The 20,902-nt window shown below is 51.4% G+C and carries 16 protein-coding genes, 2 pseudogenes and 1 other annotated feature; of the genes and pseudogenes, 5 read left to right on the top strand and 13 right to left on the bottom strand.

Annotated elements, in window-relative coordinates:
- Window positions 1-9: 9 nt before the first annotated feature.
- Genes ycfW through ycfU form a run of 3 tightly spaced genes read right to left on the bottom strand, consistent with a single transcriptional unit; the run spans window position 10 to window position 3,147 of the window.
- Entirely contained in the window at window positions 10-1,254 is a 1,245-nt protein-coding gene (gene ycfW / locus SF1122) for an outer membrane-specific lipoprotein transporter subunit LolE (RefSeq protein ID NP_707033.1), read from the bottom strand.
- A complete protein-coding gene (gene lolD, locus SF1121) occupies window positions 1,254-1,955 on the bottom strand; it encodes a lipoprotein transporter ATP-binding subunit (RefSeq protein ID NP_707032.1) in 702 nt (233 codons plus the stop codon). The genes ycfW and lolD overlap by 1 nt, the downstream gene beginning before the upstream one ends.
- The gene (gene ycfU, locus SF1120) at window positions 1,948-3,147 is read right to left on the bottom strand and encodes an outer membrane-specific lipoprotein transporter subunit LolC (protein NP_707031.2); all 1,200 of its coding nucleotides are present in this window, start codon (window positions 3,145-3,147) and stop codon (window positions 1,948-1,950) included. The genes lolD and ycfU overlap by 8 nt, the downstream gene beginning before the upstream one ends.
- Window positions 3,148-3,408: 261 nt before the next feature.
- Between ycfU and ycfT the strand changes: the two genes are divergently transcribed.
- The 3 genes from ycfT (at window position 3,409) to ycfS (ending at window position 9,161) form a co-directional block, all read left to right on the top strand.
- On the top strand, window positions 3,409-4,482 hold the full coding sequence (gene ycfT / locus SF1119) for a hypothetical protein (protein NP_707030.1): 1,074 nt from the start codon (window positions 3,409-3,411) through the stop codon (window positions 4,480-4,482).
- Window positions 4,483-4,609: 127 nt separating this feature from the next.
- Window positions 4,610-8,056 (top strand): transcription-repair coupling factor, encoded by a 3,447-nt coding sequence (gene mfd / locus SF1118; protein ID NP_707029.2) that lies wholly within the window; start codon window positions 4,610-4,612, stop codon window positions 8,054-8,056.
- 142 nt (window positions 8,057-8,198) lie between these two features.
- Window positions 8,199-9,161 (top strand): hypothetical protein, encoded by a 963-nt coding sequence (gene ycfS / locus SF1117; protein NP_707028.2) that lies wholly within the window; start codon window positions 8,199-8,201, stop codon window positions 9,159-9,161.
- 82 nt (window positions 9,162-9,243) lie between these two features.
- Here ycfS and ycfR read toward each other — a convergent pair whose 3' ends face one another.
- Window positions 9,244-9,456: a hypothetical protein gene (gene ycfR, locus SF1116; protein ID NP_707027.1), complete on the bottom strand. Its 213-nt coding sequence runs from the start codon at window positions 9,454-9,456 to the stop codon at window positions 9,244-9,246.
- A gap of 206 nt (window positions 9,457-9,662) precedes the next feature.
- On the opposite strand from ycfR, the gene ycfQ reads away from it, so the two are divergent.
- Complete coding sequence (gene ycfQ, locus SF1115; RefSeq protein NP_707026.1) at window positions 9,663-10,373, top strand: hypothetical protein; 711 nt, start codon at window positions 9,663-9,665, stop codon at window positions 10,371-10,373.
- A 61-nt stretch (window positions 10,374-10,434) separates the two neighbouring features.
- Here the strand turns inward: ycfQ and ycfJ are convergent, their stop codons facing one another.
- The 8 genes and pseudogenes from ycfJ to ycfF form a co-directional block, all read right to left on the bottom strand.
- Window positions 10,435-10,974: a hypothetical protein gene (gene ycfJ, locus SF1114; protein ID NP_707025.2), complete on the bottom strand. Its 540-nt coding sequence runs from the start codon at window positions 10,972-10,974 to the stop codon at window positions 10,435-10,437.
- A gap of 226 nt (window positions 10,975-11,200) precedes the next feature.
- Complete coding sequence (ndh, locus tag SF1113; RefSeq protein NP_707024.2) at window positions 11,201-12,505, bottom strand: respiratory NADH dehydrogenase; 1,305 nt, start codon at window positions 12,503-12,505, stop codon at window positions 11,201-11,203.
- Window positions 12,506-12,912: 407 nt separating this feature from the next.
- On the bottom strand, window positions 12,913-13,455 hold the full coding sequence (gene ycfP, locus SF1112) for a hypothetical protein (RefSeq protein NP_707023.2): 543 nt from the start codon (window positions 13,453-13,455) through the stop codon (window positions 12,913-12,915).
- 22 nt (window positions 13,456-13,477) lie between these two features.
- Entirely contained in the window at window positions 13,478-14,503 is a 1,026-nt protein-coding gene (ycfO, locus tag SF1111; protein NP_707022.1) for a beta-hexosaminidase, read from the bottom strand.
- A 10-nt stretch (window positions 14,504-14,513) separates the two neighbouring features.
- Window positions 14,514-15,338 (bottom strand): thiamine kinase, encoded by an 825-nt coding sequence (gene thiK / locus SF1110; RefSeq protein NP_707021.1) that lies wholly within the window; start codon window positions 15,336-15,338, stop codon window positions 14,514-14,516.
- Window positions 15,319-15,959, bottom strand: a pseudogene (locus SF1109). Before SF1109 ends, thiK begins: the two are co-directional and overlap by 20 nt.
- Before the next feature lie 14 nt (window positions 15,960-15,973).
- Window positions 15,974-16,351, bottom strand: a complete 378-nt coding sequence (gene ycfL, locus SF1108; RefSeq protein NP_707019.1) for a hypothetical protein — start codon at window positions 16,349-16,351, stop codon at window positions 15,974-15,976.
- A gap of 2 nt (window positions 16,352-16,353) precedes the next feature.
- Entirely contained in the window at window positions 16,354-16,713 is a 360-nt protein-coding gene (gene ycfF / locus SF1107) for a purine nucleoside phosphoramidase (protein NP_707018.2), read from the bottom strand.
- A gap of 338 nt (window positions 16,714-17,051) precedes the next feature.
- Window positions 17,052-19,237: a sequence feature (Similar to Escherichia coli K12 outer membrane receptor for ferric iron uptake gi: 1787344 (730 aa). BLAST with identity of 99% in 728 aa. This CDS contains an in-frame stop codon. The sequence has been checked and is believed to be correct.), on the top strand.
- Between ycfF and fhuE the strand changes: the two are divergent.
- Window positions 17,052-19,237 (top strand): annotated as a pseudogene (gene fhuE, locus SF1106). (Overlaps the previous feature by 2,186 nt.)
- Window positions 19,238-19,296: 59 nt before the next feature.
- On the opposite strand, the gene ptsG reads toward fhuE, so the two are convergent.
- Window positions 19,297-20,730: a PTS system glucose-specific transporter subunits IIBC gene (ptsG, locus tag SF1105; RefSeq protein ID NP_707017.1), complete on the bottom strand. Its 1,434-nt coding sequence runs from the start codon at window positions 20,728-20,730 to the stop codon at window positions 19,297-19,299.
- Window positions 20,731-20,902 lie beyond the last annotated feature (172 nt).

Genomic DNA, 20,902 nt, shown 5'->3' with positions numbered 1-20,902 from the left:
GTACTGCCTTTACTGGCCGCTAAGGACTCGCGCAGGGTCAATATTACTGGCGCGCCGCGCCGGATACCAACTTGCCAAAAGACTCAGCAACAATGCTGTGACCAGTACGTAGAAGACGTCCAGCCAGTGCAATTCCGATGGCAGGAAGTCAATAAAATAAATATCGCTGGAGAGGAACTGATGACCGATCAGCTTTTCAATCCACTCAATAATCGGGGTAAGTTGCAGTGAAACAACTACGCCGATAACCACCCCACACAGGCTGCCGAACAGCCCTGCCAGCAATCCATACCAGACAAAGATGGCGCGAATTAAACCATCTTTCGCCCCCAGCGTTCTTAATACTGCGATATCGCCACTCTTGTCTTTCACCGCCATCACTAAGGTGGAGACGATGTTGAAACAGGCCACGCCAATCACCAGTACCATCGCCAGATACATAATGGCGCGGATCATCTGGATATCGCGATACATATAGCCGTAAGTACCAATCCAACTTTTAATATAAACATAGCTGTTGGTCACTTCACCCGCATCGCGTACCAGCTTATTGGCGTTGAAAACATCCGTCATTTTAAGGGCAATACCTGACACGCTGGAACCCATATCAAGATATTGTTGGGCATCCGCCAGCGGGATCATGGCAAAACTGTGATCGAGTTGACCACTCAACTGCAAAATACCGGCAATGTGCAAACGCACACGTTTTGGCTGCATCAGTTTATGCTCGGGATTCGAGTTGGGGATCATGATCGACACCCAATCGCCCTGCTTCACTTTCAGCGCATCCGCCACGCCTTTGCCGATGATAATTTGCTGTTCGCCCGCTTTAAAATTGCGCCACGCATCCCCCTGAACAAACGAGGGTAATGCGCTCAGACGCTGTTCCTGTTGTGGGTTAACGCCCTTCACCTGGATTGCGCGCAGATTCGCTCCACTTTCCACCAGACCGGTGAAATTGATATACGGCGCAGCGGCGGCAATACCCGGCACTTTCTGCACGTTATCCAGTGCTTCCTGCCAGTTAGTCCATGGCTGATTTACCGCTTCGATTTCGCCATGCGGCACCACCGCCAGAATGCGGTTATTCAGTTCGCGTTCAAAGCCGTTCATCGCGCTTAAGCCGACGATCAATACCGCCACGCCGAGGGCAATGCCAATGGTAGAAATGACAGAGATTAGCGACACCATGCCGCCGCGTCGCCGTCCGCGACTAAAACGCAGGCCAATCAATAACGATAAAGGCATCGCCATTACTCCGCCCCCATCAGGCTCAGTTCCGCCGTCAGACGTCCATCACGCATTTCCAGTTGGCGGCTCATACGTTTCGCCAGTTGCAGGTCGTGAGTGACCACCAGGAAAGCGGTGCCCTGCAAGCGATTCAACTCCCCAAGCAACTGGAAGATGCTGTCGGCGTTACGCGCATCGAGGTTACCGGTAGGTTCATCCGCCAGTACCAGACGCGGATTATTGACCAGCGCACGGGCAATCGCTACACGCTGGCGTTCGCCGCCAGAAAGTTCAGATGGGCGGTGATTCGCACGATGCTCCAGCCCCACCGCTTTTAACATCTCCAGTGCACAGCTGTTGATTTCAGCGGGCTTTTTCTTGCCAATCAGCAGTGGCATAGCCACGTTTTCCAGGGCAGTAAAATCCGGCAGCAGGTGGTGAAACTGATAAATAAAGCCCAGCTTCTGGTTGCGCAGTTCTGCTTTCGCCGCTGAAGACAGTTTGCTCATCGGCTGACCGTTAAAGATCACATCGCCGGAGGTTGGCGTATCCAGCCCGCCTAACAGGTGCAGCAAGGTACTTTTACCGGAACCAGAGCTACCGACAATTGCCATCATTTCACCTTCGCCCACGCTGAAACTGACATTGAGCAGCACATCGGTTTGCACACTGCCTTCCTGATAGCGTTTGCACAGGTTGTCGCATTGCAACAGGATCTTATTCATAACGTAAAGCCTCAGCGGGTTGTGTGGCGGCAGCGCGCCATGAAGGGTAAAGCGTAGACAGCAGCGCGATAGCCATCGCCACCAGCGCAATAACAATGACCTGTAAAGGTTCGATAGCCACCGGCAGCGCCGCGCCATCAAGCAGGACGCCGATTATCGGCATCAGATTATTTAACTGGCTGGCAAGCAGTGCGCCAAGCGCCGCTCCGAGGATTGCACCGATAATCCCGGCGCTAGCCCCTTGCACCATAAAGACCATCATGATTTGTCGCGGAGTTAAGCCTTGCGTTTGCAGGATCGCGACTTCGCCCTGCTTCTCCATCACCATCAGCCCCAGCGAGGTAATAATGTTAAACGCCGCAACAGCGACAATCAGGCTCAGCAGTAAGCCCATCATATTTTTTTCCATGCGTACGGCCTGGAACAGCTCGCCTTTACGGTCACGCCAGTCCTGCCATTTGCTGCCTTCAGGCAGTTTTTGCTGACTTAAAGAGTCAACTCTCAGCGGCTCATCCAGCCACAAACGCCAGCCGGTAATATTGGCTGCCGGATAACGCATCAGACGCGAGGCATCCTCAATATTCACCAGCATTTCATAGCCATCGACTTCACTGTTGGCGGCGAAAGTGCCAATCACATTGAACAGGCGCTGACTTGGAATACGCCCCATCGGCGTGAACTGGCTGGCAGATGGCACCATCACGCGGATTTGATCACCGCGATTGACGCCCAACTGTGAGGCAAGTTGTTCGCCGAGGATGACATTATATTTCCCCGGCTCGAGGTCAGTTTGTTTCACATTGACCAGATACGGCGTTAGTGGATCTTTTTGCGCCGGGTCGATACCGAGCATCACCCCGACCGCCACGCTGCGCGCGCTTTGCAGTACCACATCACCGGTAGTAATAGGTGCGACGCGATTAACGCCGTCCAGTTTGACTGCCGTTTCCGGGAGTTGCTGCGGGTTAAGAGAGCCATGCTCAGAAGAGAGAATTGCCTGTGGCATCAGGCCAAGGATGTTGTTTTGCAGCTCGCGCTCAAAGCCGTTCATCACTGACAATACTGTGACCAGCGCCATCACCCCGAGGGTAATGCCGATGGTAGAAAGCCAGGAGACGAAACGACCGAAGCGATCCACTGCACGCCCACGCATGTAACGCAGGCCAATAAATAGAGCGACAGGTTGGTACATGAAATCCGTCTGGTTGCTGTAGCAAAGACACGAGTATATAAGCGAAAGCAAGATGGGTAAACGTCTGAACTGTAAGTGATCGTCAGGGCTAATCTGAAAAGCCCCCGTAAATCAATCGGCTAAATTGCCATATTTTATCATCAATCTTGCCGCCTGATCTTAATCTGAAAAATCATCCAATACAGACAGATACCCATTACACCTCGGGTCATAACCAGCAGGATCAACCGCATGTAAATTAAAAAAGAGCGTGTTGTTCTGATGAAACAAAAAGAGCTATGGATTAACCAGATCAAAGGGTTATGTATTTGTCTGGTGGTGATTTATCACTCGGTCATTACCTTTTATCCGCATATGACCACTTTTCAGCATCCGTTATCGGAAGTCCTGAGCAAATGCTGGATCTATTTCAATCTTTACCTTGCCCCCTTTCGTATGCCGGTTTTTTTCTTTATATCCGGCTATTTGATTCGCCGCTATATCGACAGCGTACCGTGGGGAAATTGTCTCGATAAACGGATCTGGAACATCTTCTGGGTGCTGGCGCTTTGGGGCGTGGTGCAGTGGCTGGCGTTAAGTGCGCTGAACCAGTGGCTGGCACCTGAGCGCGATTTAAGCAATGCCTCCAATGCCGCTTATGCCGATTCCACCGGTGAGTTCCTGCACGGGATGATCACCGCCAGCACCAGCTTGTGGTATCTGTATGCGTTAATTGTCTATTTCGTGGTATGTAAAATTTTTAGCCGTCTGGCGCTGCCACTATTCGCCTTGTTTGTACTGCTGAGTGTGGCGGTTAATTTCGTTCCCACGCCGTGGTGGGGAATGAACAGTGTGATACGCAATTTGCCTTATTACAGCCTTGGCGCATGGTTTGGCGCAACAATAATGACCTGTGTTAAAGAGGTGCCGTTGCGCCGCCATCTGCTGATGGCTTCTTTGCTTACCGTTCTGGCGGTCGGTGCCTGGTTGTTTACTATCTCGCTGCTGTTGTCGCTGGTATCGATTGTGGTGATCATGAAGCTGTTTTATCAGTACGAGCAACGATTCGGTATGCGCTCCACCAGCCTGCTGAATGTGATTGGCTCCAACACCATTGCTATCTACACCACCCATCGCATTCTGGTTGAAATATTCAGCTTAACTCTGCTTGCGCAAATGAACGCAGCACGCTGGTCGCCGCAAGTCGAACTGACACTCCTGCTGGTTTATCCCTTTGTCAGTTTGTTCATCTGTACTGTTGCGGGCTTGCTGGTAAGAAAACTTTCACAGCGTGCATTCAGCGATCTGTTGTTCTCCCCGCCTTCACTGCCCGCTGCCGTCAGTTACTCTCGTTAAACCATCACCCCAGCCGGGGCGATTCAATTTGCTAAACCATGTCGATTACGGATAATGAACAGCATTGCTTATCAGAGATATGCCCCCATATGTTGAGGCATATCCTAACGAGAATCTGACAACCGTTATGCCTGAACAATATCGTTATACGCTGCCCGTCAAAGCGGGTGAGCAGCGTCTGCTGGGCGAGTTAACCGGCGCAGCCTGTGCAACGCTGGTAGCGGAAATTGCCGAACGTCACGCCGGTCCGGTGGTACTCATTGCACCAGATATGCAAAATGCTCTGCGTTTGCATGATGAAATCAGCCAGTTCACCGATCAGATGGTGATGAATCTGGCGGACTGGGAAACTCTTCCCTACGACAGTTTTTCGCCTCATCAGGACATTATCTCCTCGCGCCTTTCCACCCTTTACCAGCTACCGACGATGCAGCGTGGCATACTGATTGTTCCGGTGAATACGCTTATGCAGCGCGTTTGCCCACACAGTTTTCTCCACGGTCATGCGCTGGTGATGAAAAAAGGTCAGCGCCTGTCACGAGATGCATTACGAACCCAACTGGACAGCGCCGGTTATCGCCATGTTGACCAGGTGATGGAGCACGGCGAATACGCCACGCGCGGCGCGTTGCTGGATCTCTTCCCGATGGGGAGTGAGCTGCCTTATCGTCTTGATTTCTTTGATGATGAAATCGACAGCCTGCGGGTGTTTGACGTCGACAGCCAGCGCACGCTGGAGGAAGCAGAAGCGATCAATCTGCTGCCCGCGCACGAATTTCCGACCGATAAAGCGGCAATTGAACTGTTCCGCAGCCAGTGGCGCGATACCTTCGAAGTGAAGCGCGATCCGGAACATATTTACCAGCAAGTGAGTAAAGGCACATTACCTGCTGGGATCGAGTACTGGCAGCCATTGTTCTTCAGCGAACCACTGCCACCGCTGTTCAGTTATTTCCCTGCCAATACCTTGCTCGTGAATACTGGCGATCTGGAAACCAGTGCCGAACGTTTCCAGGCTGACACGCTGGCGCGTTTTGAGAATCGCGGCGTCGATCCGATGCGCCCGCTGTTGCCACCACAATCGCTCTGGCTGCGGGTGGACGAGCTCTTCTCAGAGCTGAAAAACTGGCCCCGAGTGCAGCTAAAAACTGAACATTTACCGACAAAAGCCGCGAATGCCAATTTAGGTTTCCAGAAACTGCCAGACCTGGCCGTTCAGGCGCAACAAAAAGCGCCGCTGGATGCGCTGCGTAAGTTCCTCGAGACTTTCGACGGTCCGGTGGTGTTCTCGGTAGAAAGTGAAGGTCGCCGTGAAGCGCTGGGTGAACTGCTCGCACGAATTAAAATTGCTCCGCAACGCATTATGCGTCTTGATGAAGCCAGCGACCGTGGGCGTTATCTGATGATTGGCGCTGCCGAACATGGTTTTGTCGATAAGGCGCGTAATCTGGCGCTGATCTGCGAAAGCGATCTGCTCGGTGAACGTGTTGCCCGCCGTCGTCAGGATTCTCGCCGCACCATCAACCCCGATACACTGATCCGTAACCTTGCGGAGCTGCATATTGGTCAGCCGGTGGTCCATCTGGAGCACGGCGTCGGTCGCTATGCCGGAATGACCACGCTGGAAGCTGGCGGCATTACTGGCGAGTACCTGATGCTCACCTATGCCAACGACGCCAAACTGTATGTTCCGGTGTCGTCACTGCATCTGATTAGCCGTTACGCAGGTGGCGCGGAAGAAAACGCCCCGCTGCATAAACTTGGCGGCGATGCGTGGTCACGCGCGCGGCAGAAAGCGGCGGAAAAAGTGCGTGATGTGGCGGCGGAATTGCTGGATATCTACGCGCAACGCGCCGCCAAAGAGGGCTTCGCGTTTAAACACGATCGTGAGCAGTATCAGTTATTCTGCGACAGCTTCCCGTTTGAAACCACGCCGGATCAGGCGCAGGCCATTAATGCGGTACTTAGCGACATGTGTCAGCCGCTGGCAATGGATCGTCTGGTGTGCGGCGATGTTGGCTTTGGTAAAACAGAAGTGGCGATGCGCGCCGCTTTCCTGGCAGTAGATAACCACAAGCAGGTAGCGGTGTTGGTGCCTACCACCCTTCTTGCGCAGCAGCATTACGACAACTTCCGCGACCGTTTCGCCAACTGGCCGGTACGTATCGAAATGATCTCCCGTTTCCGCAGCGCCAAAGAGCAGACGCAAATCCTTGCGGAAGTGGCGGAAGGGAAAATCGATATTCTGATCGGTACGCACAAACTGCTGCAAAGTGACGTCAAGTTTAAAGATTTAGGCCTGCTGATTGTCGATGAAGAACACCGCTTCGGGGTGCGTCATAAAGAGCGCATTAAAGCGATGCGCGCGAACGTGGATATTCTGACGCTTACTGCAACGCCGATCCCACGTACGCTGAATATGGCAATGAGCGGAATGCGTGACCTGTCGATTATCGCCACGCCGCCCGCCCGTCGTCTGGCAGTTAAAACCTTTGTCCGTGAGTATGACAGCCTGGTGGTCCGGGAGGCGATCCTGCGTGAAATTTTGCGCGGAGGACAGGTTTATTATCTCTACAATGATGTGGAAAACATTCAGAAAGCCGCCGAACGGCTGGCAGAACTGGTGCCTGAAGCACGGATTGCCATCGGTCACGGGCAGATGCGCGAGCGCGAACTGGAACGGGTGATGAATGATTTCCATCATCAACGTTTCAACGTGCTGGTTTGTACCACCATTATCGAAACCGGGATCGACATCCCGACAGCCAACACCATTATCATTGAACGTGCGGATCACTTCGGTCTGGCGCAGCTGCACCAGTTACGCGGTCGCGTCGGACGTTCACATCATCAGGCATATGCATGGCTGCTGACGCCGCATCCAAAAGCGATGACTACCGATGCACAAAAACGTCTTGAAGCGATTGCCTCGCTGGAAGATCTCGGGGCAGGTTTTGCGCTGGCAACGCACGATCTGGAGATTCGCGGCGCGGGTGAACTGCTTGGCGAAGAACAAAGCGGCTCAATGGAAACCATCGGTTTCTCGCTGTATATGGAGTTGCTGGAAAACGCCGTCGATGCACTGAAAGCCGGACGCGAGCCGTCGCTGGAAGATCTCACCAGCCAGCAAACAGAAGTCGAGCTGCGGATGCCGTCGCTATTGCCAGATGATTTCATCCCTGACGTGAACACGCGTCTGTCGTTCTACAAACGTATTGCCAGCGCCAAAACGGAAAACGAACTGGAAGAGATCAAAGTCGAGCTTATCGATCGCTTCGGCCTGCTGCCAGATCCGGCGCGTACCCTGCTGGATATTGCCCGTCTGCGCCAGCAAGCGCAGAAACTGGGGATCAGGAAGCTGGAAGGTAATGAGAAAGGCGGGGTGATCGAATTTGCCGAGAAGAATCACGTTAATCCGGCCTGGTTGATTGGTTTGCTGCAAAAACAGCCGCAGCATTACCGCCTTGATGGTCCGACGCGCCTGAAATTTATTCAGGATTTGAGTGAGCGGAAAACGCGTATCGAATGGGTACGCCAGTTTATGCGTGAACTGGAAGAGAACGCGATCGCTTAATGTAAATCGGGGGCGTTTCTGCGCCCCCATCTGCAACATTTACAAATTCTTTGCACTTTCCTGCACTATCCGACACTGTCACCATCCATAATTCAGGCTTATCTGTTTATTACAATAACCTTATATTTATTATGTATTTTTGGTGATGATCAAAACGCGTTTTTCTCGCTGGCTAACGTTTTTTACGTTCGCCGCTGCCGTGGCGCTGGCGCTACCGGCAAAAGCCAACACCTGGCCGCTGCCGCCAGCGAGCAGTCGTCTGGTTGGCGAAAACAAATTTCATGTGGTGGAAAATGACGGTGGTTCTCTGGAAGCCATCGCCAAAAAATATAACGTCGGCTTTCTCGCTCTGTTACAAGCTAACCCCGGCGTTGATCCTTACGTACCGCGCGCGGGCAGCGTGTTAACGATCCCGTTGCAAACCCTACTTCCAGACGCGCCGCGCGAAGGCATTGTGATCAACATTGCGGAGCTGCGTCTCTATTACTACCCGCCGGGTAAAAATTCGGTAACCGTGTATCCAATAGGTATTGGTCAGTTAGGTGGTGACACGCTGACACCGACAATGGTGACCACCGTTTCAGACAAACGTGCAAACCCAACCTGGACGCCAACGGCAAACATCCGCGCCCGTTATAAAGCACAGGGAATTGAGTTGCCTGCGGTAGTGCCGGCTGGACCGGATAACCCAATGGGCCATCATGCGATTCGTCTGGCGGCCTATGGCGGCGTTTATTTGCTTCACGGTACGAACGCCGATTTCGGCATTGGCATGCGGGTAAGTTCTGGCTGTATTCGTCTGCGGGATGACGATATCAAAACACTCTTTAGCCAGGTCACCCCAGGCACCAAAGTGAATATCATCAACACTCCGATAAAAGTCTCTGCCGAACCAAACGGTGCGCGTCTGGTTGAAGTACATCAGCCGCTGTCAGAGAAGATTGATGACGATCCGCAGCTGCTGCCAATTACGCTGAATAGCGCAATGCAATCATTTAAAGATGCAGCACAAACTGACGCTGAAGTGATGCAACATGTGATGGATGTCCGTTCCGGGATGCCGGTGGATGTCCGCCGTCATCAAGTGAGCCCACAAACTCTGTAAATCCTGGATAAAAAAAATCCCCGCGACACGGCATGTCGCGGGGAAAAAATCAGCAGTAGCAGGCATTAATGAGGGTTAATGCTTATTTATAAATTACTGCTGTTCCATGGAGGGTATTCGGACCGGTTACAGAAGTAATACGGAAAGATTTTGCGCCCATCTCATCCGCTTTTTGCGCCAGCTGCTCTTCCAGCGATCCCAGATTTGTCCCCGCGTTAGCACTGATAGTACCGACTTTTTGTTGGCCTTCTGGCGTTGACTGAACTTCGACAGCCGCAAAGTTGGCAAATGACATGGAGCTTAAAATCGCCGCAGCGATGAGGTTTTTACGTTTTTCATAATAGTGGCCTTATGCAGATGAATGACGTCGCAAGAAATTACTTAACGATCGATAACTAAATGATAGATGTGATCTGGATCACATACAAGATATTTTTTATAACAATCATTAATTAATTTAAAAATCTTTAAATTTCAGTCAAATAGAAAGCAATTATTTTTATGGAATCTGGACTGGTGAACGGAGGTGATTATTTTTATAATAACCTTTCATTCACAGTCACCAGGTACAACGGCATCATGGCAACTGACTCAACACAATGTGTAAAAAAAAGCCGTGGCCGCCCAAAAGTGTTCGACAGGGATGCCGCGCTTGATAAGGCCATGAAATTGTTCTGGCAACACGGTTATGAAGCGACTTCTCTTGCGGACCTCGTCGAAGCAACCGGAGCCAAAGCGCCCACGCTATACGCGGAATTTACCAACAAAGAGGGGTTATTTCGTGCCGTTCTCGACCGCTATATCGATCGTTTTGCCGCTAAGCATGAAGCACAGCTGTTTTGTGAAGAGAAAAGCGTGGAGTCTGCGCTGGCTGACTATTTTGCTGCCATCGCCAACTGCTTTACCAGCAAAGACACCCCGGCAGGCTGCTTCATGATCAACAACTGCACCACCCTCTCCCCAGATTCAGGAGATATAGCCAATACGTTGAAATCACGCCATGCGATGCAAGAGCGCACTTTGCAGCAGTTTTTATGTCAACGACAAGCGCGCGGGGAAATCCCGACCCACTGTGACGTGACACATCTGGCAGAATTCCTTAATTGTATTATTCAGGGGATGTCGATCAGCGCACGCGAAGGTGCATCGCTGGAAAAACTGATGCAGATTGCCGGAACGACTTTGCGTTTATGGCCCGAACTGGTGAAATAAGTCGCAAAAAAGGCCCCTCAGCCTGAGCGAATGAGGGGCCAAATTGCAGAGTACAGCCTTGTTATACTTTGTTATTCAAAATCAGTTGCCCGTTACTATCTAGCGGGATCTGCGTACCCGGATCGCGGTCCATGCGGATTTTGCCCTGCTGATCGCCAATCTTATAGGTCACATCATAACCGAGCATTTTTTCTGACTTGTCATACACCGTTTTACAACGCTGTTGCGTAGTCGTGTAAGTATCGCTTTCCTGGAGAGAGCCCTGGATCTGGTTACCGGCATATCCACCACCCAGCGCCCCCACAACAGTGGCGACATCTTTACCGCGACCACCACCAAACTGATGCCCTATCACGCCACCAGCAACAGCGCCGAGCACCGACCCGGTAATGCGATTTTCATCCTGCACCGGTCGACGATGGGTCACTGTGACGTTGCGACACTCCTGACGCGGTGTTTTAACCGTTTCCTTGATTGGGGTTGCAGAAACAACCTGAGCGTATTGCGGGCCCCGTTCAAACACGTTCAGACTGGCCACTGCCGCTACGCCCAACGCAGCTGCGACACCAATCCCGATACCCGCCAACATTGATTTATTCACGGGAACACCTCCTTCTTTGCAGTTATGCCAATCATGCAAGCGAAGGAGAAAAGCAGCTATCAGACAGAAGATGAAAAGCGCGGGAATGACTGGAAATACTTAAGGATTCGGAGGAGTCTGAAGGAATGCCTGATGCGACGCTTAACGCGTCTTATCAGGCCTACCGCTCGTACCATTTGTCCAGGGCGGATAAGGCGTTTATACCACATCCGCCAGTGTACGTCGATTAATGCAACTTCAAACGCGGACGGATAACGCGGTTAATACTCCCCACCAGCATCATTAATCCGGTTTTAAAGTAACCATGCAGCGCAATCTGATGCATTCGGTATAGCGAGATATATACAAAGCGCGCAATTCGTCCTTCAATCATCATTGAGCCGCGCGTCAGGTTACCCATCAGGCTACCAACGGTGGAGAAGTTCGACAGCGATACCAGCGAACCATGATCTTTATACTGATAATTTTTCAGCGGCTTACCGTTCATCTGCGCCAGAATGTTGTTCATTGCGCAAGTCGCCATCTGGTGTGCAGCCTGAGCACGCGGCGGAACAAAGCCCCCTTCCGGACGCGGGCATGACGCGCAGTCGCCAATAGCGTAAATGTCTGGATCGCGAGTGGTTTGCAGCGTCGGTTCCACCACCAGCTGGTTGATACGGTTAGTTTCAAGACCACCGATATCTTTCAGGAAGTCTGGCGCTTTGATCCCGGCTGCCCATACCATCAGATCAGCCTCAATATATTCGCCATCTTTAGTGTGCAGGCCGCCTTCATCAGCACTGGTGACCATGGTTTGCGTCAGCACGCGAACGCCAAGTTTCGTTAGCTCGTTGTGGGCCGCAGCAGAGATACGTGGCGGTAATGCAGGCAAAATACGTTCTCCCGCTTCTACCAGCGTTACGTTCAGGGCTTCGTTGGTCAGGCCTTTGTAACCGTAGCTGTGCAGTTGCTTGATCGCGTTGTGCAATTCAGCGGAGAGTTCTACACCCGTCGCGCCGCCGCCGACAATCGCAATGTTCACTTTGCCATTTGCGCCCAGGTTGGCAGAGTATTTCAGGAACAGATTCAGCATCTCCTGGTGGAAGCGACGCGCCTGGTGCGGGTTATCGAGGAAAATGCAGTTCTCTTTGACGCCTGGCGTATTGAAATCGTTAGAGGTGCTACCCAGCGCCATGACCAGGGTGTCATAGGCGATTTTACGTTCCGGAACCAACAGTTCACCTTTCTCGTCGCGTAGTTCTGCAATAGTGATTGTTTTCGCTTCACGATCAATATCAATGACGGAACCCAACTGGAACTGGAAACCATGATTGCGCGCATGGGCCAGATAGCTCAACGCATCGACGCCTTCATCAAGCGAGCCAGTCGCCACTTCGTGCAGCAGTGGTTTCCACAGGTGGCTGTGGTTACGATCGACCAGCGTAATTTTGGCTTTTTTCTTACGTCCCAGCTTATGCCCCAGCTGTGTTGCCATTTCCAGCCCACCAGCACCGCCGCCGACAATCACAATCTTTTTCAATGGCGTAGTCAACGTGCCCCCCTTAAATTTATTAACCAATTGTTAATTAATGGTTATTAACATAGCTCTTAATTAACAACAGGTTACAGCAATGAAAATGTTCTTCGCTATTGAGAATAACATGAATGGTGCATTGGTCATACCAAAATTGATGTTAATCAAGTTTTGTTGCTTAAAAGATAGGCAACTTTACCGGGGGAGATCAAAAAATAGAGTTTATTGTTTATTATTTGAGCAAATTCGGAAGGGTAATATAGGGTGAAGCGTATATCGAGGGCGTTTGGTCGTCCTGATAAGATGCGCAGCATCGCATCAGGCATTGATGCTCGACTGTCGGATGCGGCGTGGACGCCTTATCCGACTTACAGAATTCGGAGCGCATCAGGTACCGGCAAGGTTACCTGATGCGACGAGGGCATTTACCCGAGGGTTTTGAACGCTTTAATGCGCTGTAAATGCGGGGAGATATTCTTGAATTTGTGCGTCTGCTCTTCGTCCCAGACAATCTCGTAATAATGATGCAACTCTTCAGATGTCCGCTGGCTGTTAAGTGCTTCATCATTACGCGACAAAATAACCAGACAACGATCGCGATTCTTCTCGCGGAAGTTGGTCACACACTTAGTGGCAATATCGGCATACTCTTCCGGGCGATCAATCTTGCCTTCCATGTTCTCATAAGGGAACAAATTAGGGTTGAAGATCACCTGGCGGATATCGCAAAGAAAACCAATCCGTTCCGCCCAGTATCCGCCCAGGCCAACGCCGCAAATTAGCGGACGCTCGTCAACGTTCAGTTGCAACATTTTGTCCACTTCTTTAAGCAGATGCTGCATATCATGTTTCGGATGCCGCGTACTGTAGCTTATCAAGCGTACATCCGGGTCAATAAACTGCAATTGTAAGACTTTCTCGTGGTTACCCGGACTGTTAGAGTCAAAACCGTGTAAATAGATAATCATCGCTTCCTCACATAAGCCAGGGTTAGTGACCTGCTTTCTCTTCCTGCCAGCGTTCATGTAACTGATTCAGACGGGTGCTGATCGCTTTCCAGCGAGCCGAGTCCATCAGTTCCTGTCGCGAAAATGAACCTTTATGATACAAACGTGTAACACGTTCTGCCTTGATCGGTGACAGATTATCTAACACGCTGACGGCCCCTTTACGATTATTGCAGACCAGGATCATATCGCAACCCGCATCCAGTGATGCCTGCCCGCGTTCGGCATAACTGCCCATAATCGCGGCACCTTCCATCGATAAATCGTCAGAGAAAATCACGCCGTCAAACCCCAGTTCCTGACGCAAAACGGTTTTCAGCCAGTAGGGAGAACCGCTCGCCGGACGCGGATCAACATCACTGTAGATCACATGCGCAGGCATAATGGCGTCGAGTTTATTTTCGCGGATTAAGGAACTGAAGACCGACATATCTTTAGCGCGAATCTCCGCTTGTGGACGTGGATCGCACGGTGTTTCTTTGTGTGAGTCTGCCGTTACTGCACCGTGTCCTGGGAAGTGTTTCCCGGTCGTTTTCATTCCGGCTTCATGCATACCATCAATAAACCGGCTGGCAATTGCCAGGGCTTTTTGTGGATCGGCATGATAAGAACGCTCGCCAATCGCCGCGCTGATATGCCCGACATCCAGCACTGGCGCAAAGCTGATATCAATATCCATAGCGATCATTTCGCTGGCCATCAGCCAACCCGCCTCTTGCGCCAGTTTGCCGCCCTCTTCCATTCCCAACAGCGCAGCAAAGGATTGTGCTGCCGGTAAGCGGGTAAAACCTTCGCGAAAACGCTGCACGCGTCCACCTTCCTGATCTACCGCCACCACCAGATGATTGCGCGATGCTGCGCGGATCTGGCGCACCAGTTCACGTAACTGGGCAGGATCATGATAGTTACGCGTAAAGAGAATCAGCCCTCCCACCAGCGGATGCGCCAGTATTTCACGCTCTTCCGCGTCCAGTTCGTAACCTTCGACATCCAACATTACTGGACCCACACTGCTCTCCTTATTGTTTTATTAATAGCTGCCGCCAGGTGTCATCGGCCAGCCTGATAAATTGTTGATCGCCGGTTTGTCGCCAGCGGTACTCAAACCACCCTCCTTTGAGCATCAGCAGCCAGGGAAACCATCGCCTGACCTGACGCCATAATTGCGCCGGATAAATCTTCGCGCGAGTGGCATAGTCATTGACCAATTGCCGGTGCTGTTCAGTATTTTCCACCCACACCGCCGCCAGTTCCAGCGCGATATCACCATCTCCAGCATACTCCCAGTCGATGAGTTTTAACCCTGATGCGCTATGCACTAAATTTCCGGCGTGGACATCCATATGCAATGGACTTAAGCGTAAAGGTCGTGGTTCCCGCGCTTTGCGCAGACGTTTTAACATTCGCAGCCAACCCACAGTCCGCCGCGCCGGATCGCTTTGCTGCCAGTACAGTTCCAGTAAGGGCAACAGCGTTATTCGCCAGCCAAAACGTGGTTGTTGATGTAGATAATACAGCAAGCCTGCCAGTTCGTTGGTATCCGGCAAATACGTTTTTACCGCACCGGGCAGATAGTCGACTACCATCCAGTCACGGAGATATAAATGCGGCTTCGGTGCAATGCTTGCGGGTAGTTGTGATAAAGCCCGATACTGGCGCAAGAACGCGGACTGCGGCGCATCAGGATCGTGCGGCTGACGCACAACAAAACGCTGGCCCTGATGTTCAATGAGAAAACTACCGCCACTAAGCCCACTATTAAACGTCGTGACGGGATGAAACTGCGGGAAAAAGCGCGACAGCAATTCGTCGCGCGTGATGGGATTATTGCTGCGAAACGGCACCTTTACCTGACCAGATAATTTCGCCCGTCTGCACCAGCATCAGCTACATTTGTAGGGTGGAGCGTTAACGTTGCCAGAGGCGCAGGAGTACAGCACGTAATGAGCGCCGACATTGAGGGCAATGACTATGGCTGTACTACGGGTGCCTAAACTGTCTTGCGGCGACAAACATAACTGTTGATATAGCATCGACAGTTGCTGGGCGGAAACCAGGGTAAATTTCCCGTTATTAGCCAGCGCATTTCGCAGCGTTTCGGTCGCTTCTGCGGCATTCAGCGAACCGTTAGTACGGTTGTTAACGCTATCAACCAGCAGGACGCTACCCGCAGTCACCCCGTCAGCCCCAAGCATCTTACTGACCATCGGCTGCATTGCGCCATTCCAGTCATAATGGCGAATATGCGGCGCAGGCGGTGCCGTTCGATCTTCGTGCTCAATTGGGCCTGGCTGCTGCGGGATCGTCGGCACCGAGGGCACTGTGGGGACAGGCTGTTGTGGCTCGGCTGGTTGTTCCGGCGCTGGTTTCACTTCTTCTACCGGTGCAGGTTCACGTTGCCCCACACACCCGGCGAGAAACATCGCCAGCGCGGTAATCAAGGCGTAGCGACTCATTTTTGTCATCAAGATTCACCCCTTTACAAATATAGATAAAGTCTGACTTTGTGCGCCCCCAGAAAATTGGCGCTGCCGTACAGCGTTACCGCCGAATGTGCGGGAATGGTAACGCTGCGTGGCCTTTCCAGAGGATGCATCTCCAGCCCTCTGGCGTCATACCAGTAAAAACGATAATGAACGGTAACGGGTTCTTGCCTTTCGTTATAAATCGTTGAGGATGCTGAAGGTTGAATATCAGACGTCGAAAGGACGGGCTTTTCTGCACTGATGCCCGCAGCCAATAAAGATGACTCCATCACCAGCGATTGCTCATCATTCACCGGAATTTCCGGATGTGAACGACAGCCCACCAGCAGTAACAACACCAGAGACACCAGCCCAAAGCATCCTTTTCTCATCGTTACAGACCTTTATGCGCCAGCATTGGTCCCAGCGGACGGCCACCCAACAAGTGCATATGGATGTGGTAAACCTCTTGTCCGCCATGGCGGTTGGTATTCATGATCAGACGATAGCCATCTTCGGCAATACCTTCTTGCTCAGCAATTTTTGCCGCTACGGTGATCATGCGTCCCAGCGCCTGCTCATGCTCAGCTGACACGTCGTTCACAGTCGGAATGAGAATATTCGGAATGATCAGAATATGCGTTGGCGCTTGCGGCGAAATATCGCGAAACGCCGTTACCAGATCATCCTGGTAGACGATATCGGAGGGGATCTCACGACGAATAATTTTGCTGAATATAGTTTCTTCTGCCACGACATTTTCCTTTTTCAAATAGCCATGCGTTGCGCCATGCTACGCCGCGCCACACTGCGAGTATAGAGTATGGTCGAGTTAAACCTGCTCTTTCAATCTTAACTCACGATTTCTTAAGCAAAAAATCGTTTTGCTGCCGTATATATCGCCATTATTCCCATTTCTGCCTGCGAATGCGCTGAAAAGACATTCTCTGTTTGGTTTACACGACAAATATGAATGCGTATATTTCTCATTTGCATTTGCATTTGCAGCAAAATTATTCGCACACTAAATATAACCGCTCATCACCCTCCTCCGGCATGAGCCTGACGACAACATAAACCAAGAGATTTCAAATGCTTTCAACACAATTTAACAGGGATAATCAATATCAAGTCATCACCAAACCGTCACTACTTGCCGGTTGCATAGCACTGGCACTATTACCTTCTGCCGCTTTTGCTGCACCAGCCACTGAAGAAACGGTGATTGTTGAGGGTTCAGCCACAGCTCCAGATGATGGCGAAAATGATTACAGCGTAACGTCTACCTCTGCGGGTACCAAAATGCAGATGACTCAACATGATATTCCTCAGTCGGTCACTATTGTTAGCCAGCAGCGGATGGAAGATCAGCAGTTACAAACGCTGGGCGAAGTGATGGAAAACACGCTGGGGATCAGCAAAAGTCAGGCGGATTCCGATCGTGCTCTTTATTATTCCCGCGGATTCCAGATCGATAACTATATGGTTGATGGTATCCCCACCTATTTTGAATCGCGCTGGAATCTGGGCGACGCACTTTCTGATATGGCACTGTTTGAACGCGTAGAAGTAGTGCGTGGCGCGACAGGACTCATGACCGGGACGGGTAATCCATCTGCGGCAATTAATATGGTTCGAAAACACGCGACCTGTCGTGAATTTAAAGGCGATGTCTCGGCGGAATACGGTAGCTGGAACAAAGAACGGTATGTGGCGGATTTACAAAGCCCACTCACCGAAGACGGTAAAATCCGCGCGCGAATTGTCGGCGGCTACCAGAATAACGACTCATGGCTGGACCGCTACAATAGTGAAAAGACCTTCTTCTCGGGCATTGTCGATGCTGATTTAGGCGATCTTACGACGCTTTCAGCCGGTTACGAATATCAGCGCATTGATGTTAATAGCCCAACCTGGGGCGGTTTACCGCGCTGGAATACTGATGGCAGCAGCAACAGTTACGATCGCGCACGCAGTACCGCACCTGACTGGGCGTACAACGATAAAGAGATCAACAAGGTCTTTATGACCCTGAAGCAGCGGTTTGCTGATACCTGGCAAGCGACACTGAATGCCACCCACTCTGAAGTCGAATTTGACAGCAAAATGATGTATGTCGATGCCTATGTAAACAAAGCGGATGGTATGCTGGTTGGGCCATACAGTAATTATGGACCTGGCTTTGATCATGTCGGCGGCACCGGTTGGAACAGTGGCAAACGTAAAGTTGATGCGCTGGATTTGTTCGCTGACGGTAGTTATGAATTGTTTGGTCGTCAGCACAATCTAATGTTTGGTGGCAGTTACAGCAAACAAAACAATCGTTCAGTTCATGGGCCAACATCTTCCCGGATGAAATTGGCAGTTTCTACAACTTTAATGGCAATTTCCCACAAGCCGACTGGTCATCACAGAGCCTGGCGCAGGACGATACCACACATATGAAATCGTTATATGCTGCCACTCGTGTCACCCTTGCCGATCCGCTGCATCTGATCCTCGGCGCACGTTATACCAACTGGCGGGTTGATACGCTGACTTACAGCATGGAGAAAAACCACACCACGCCTTACGCTGGTCTGGTGTTTGACATCAATGACAACTGGTCGACCTACGCCAGCTATACCTCTATTTTCCAGCCGCAAAATGATCGTGACAGTTCAGGCAAATATCTGGCTCCAATCACCGGTAACAACTACGAGCTGGGTCTGAAATCGGACTGGATGAATAGCCGTCTGACCACCACGTTAGCCATCTTCCGTATTGAGCAGGATAATGTCGCTCAGTCCACCGGTACACCTATCCCCGGCAGCAACGGCGAAACCGCCTATAAAGCGGTGGATGGGACAGTCAGTAAAGGGGTGGAATTTGAACTCAACGGCGCAATTACCGACAACTGGCAGCTGACATTTGGCGCAACGCGCTATCTTGCAGAGGATAACGAAGGAAACGCCGTTAATCCTAATCTGCCACGCACCACGGTTAAAATGTTCACCAGCTATCGGTTGCCTGTCATGCCAGAGTTGACAGTCGGCGGTGGTGTTAACTGGCAAAATCGCGTGTATACCGACACCGTGACACCGTATGGCACCTTCCGCGCCGAGCAAGGTAGCTACGCGCTGGTGGATCTCTTCACCCGCTACCAGGTGACGAAAAACTTCTCGTTACAGGGGAACGTCAATAACCTGTTCGACAAAACCTACGATACCAACATGGAAGGTTCTATCGTCTACGGCGCACCGCGTAATTTCAGCATTACCGGCACGTATCAATTCTGAATAACACCTGTAAAAAAGGCAGCCATCTGGCTGCCTTAGTCTCCCCAACGTCTTACGGATTAGTGGTTACGGATGTACTCATCCATCTCGGTTTTCAGGTTATCGGATTTAGTACCGAAAATAGCCTGAACACCAGAACCAGCAACCACTACGCCCGCTGCGCCCAGTTTCTTCAGGCCAGCCTGATCCACTTTAGACACATCAGCAACGCTGACGCGCAGACGGGTAATACATGCGTCGAGGTTAGTAATGTTTTCTTTACCACCAAATGCAGCAACCAGAGCCGGTGCCATTTCGCTGGTACCTGTTGCTTTTGCATCTTCAGTCGCGTCTTCACGACCCGGCGTTTTCAGATCCAGTGCTTTAATCAGCACGCGGAAGATGGTGTAGTAAACAATCGCATAACCGATACCGACGATCGGTAACAGCCACAGTTTGCTGCTGTTACCAGACAGAACGATGAAGTCGATCAGACCGTGCGAGAACGACGTACCGTCACGCATCCCCAGAAGAATACAGATTGGGAATGCCAGGCCTGCCAGAATCGCGTGGATGATGTACAGGATCGGCGCAACGAACATGAAGAAGAACTCGATCGGCTCGGTGATACCGGTCAGGAACGAGGTCAGCGCCGCGGAGATCATAATACCGCCCACTTTCGCGCGGTTTTCTGGTTTAGCAGAGTGCCAGATAGCAATTGCGGCAGCTGGCAGACCGTACATTTTGAACAGGAAGCCACCAGACAGTTTACCCGCAGTCGGGTCACCCGCCATATAACGCGGAATGTCGCCGTGGAAAACCTGACCTGCTGCGTTGGTGTATTCACCAATCTGCATCTGGAAAGGTACGTTCCAGATGTGGTGCAGACCAAACGGTACCAGGCAACGTTCGATGAAACCGTAAATGCCAAACGCAACTACCGGGTTCTGGTAAGCAGCCCACTGAGAGAAGGTCTGGATTGCAGAACCAATCGGCGGCCAAATGAAGGACAGCACAACGCCAGTAAAGATGGCAGCCAGGCCAGAAATGATCGGCACAAAGCGTTTACCGGCAAAGAAGCCAAGATACTCAGGCAGCTTAATACGGTAGAAACGGTTAAACATGTACGCTGCAATCGCACCGGAGATAATCCCTCCGAGTACGCCAGTATCCGCCAAGTGTTTAGAGGCGATTTCTTCAGCAGGTAAATGCAGTACCAGTGGCGCAACCACGGCCATGGTTTTAACCATGATGCCATAGGCAACAACTGCGGCCAGCGCGGATACGCCATCGTTATTGGTAAAGCCGAGGGCGACACCGATCGCAAAAATCAGTGGCATGTTTGCAAAGACGGAACCGCCTGCTTCTGCCATAACATGCGATACAACGGCGGGCAGCCAGCTGAAATTCGCGGAACCGACGCCCAGCAGAATACCTGCGATAGGTAGTACGGATACCGGCAGCATCAGCGATTTACCGACCTTTTGCAGGTTAGCAAATGCATTCTTAAACATAATTGAGAGTGCTCCTGAGTATGGGTGCTTTTTTTACGTTCTCACGCGTGGCAAGGGGGGAGAGCCTCCCCGTGTTCAGGGCATCTAAGCGCCCTTGTATTTATTACACAGAGTAAAATAATTCAGTGCCAATTTGTTTGACGGCTATCACGTTTCAACTTCAGATCATTGG

Origin of the sequence: Shigella flexneri 2a str. 301 (genome assembly GCF_000006925.2) — a bacterium.
GTDB lineage: Bacteria > Pseudomonadota > Gammaproteobacteria > Enterobacterales > Enterobacteriaceae > ECMA0423.
This window is presented reverse-complemented; position numbering and strand designations above follow the sequence as displayed.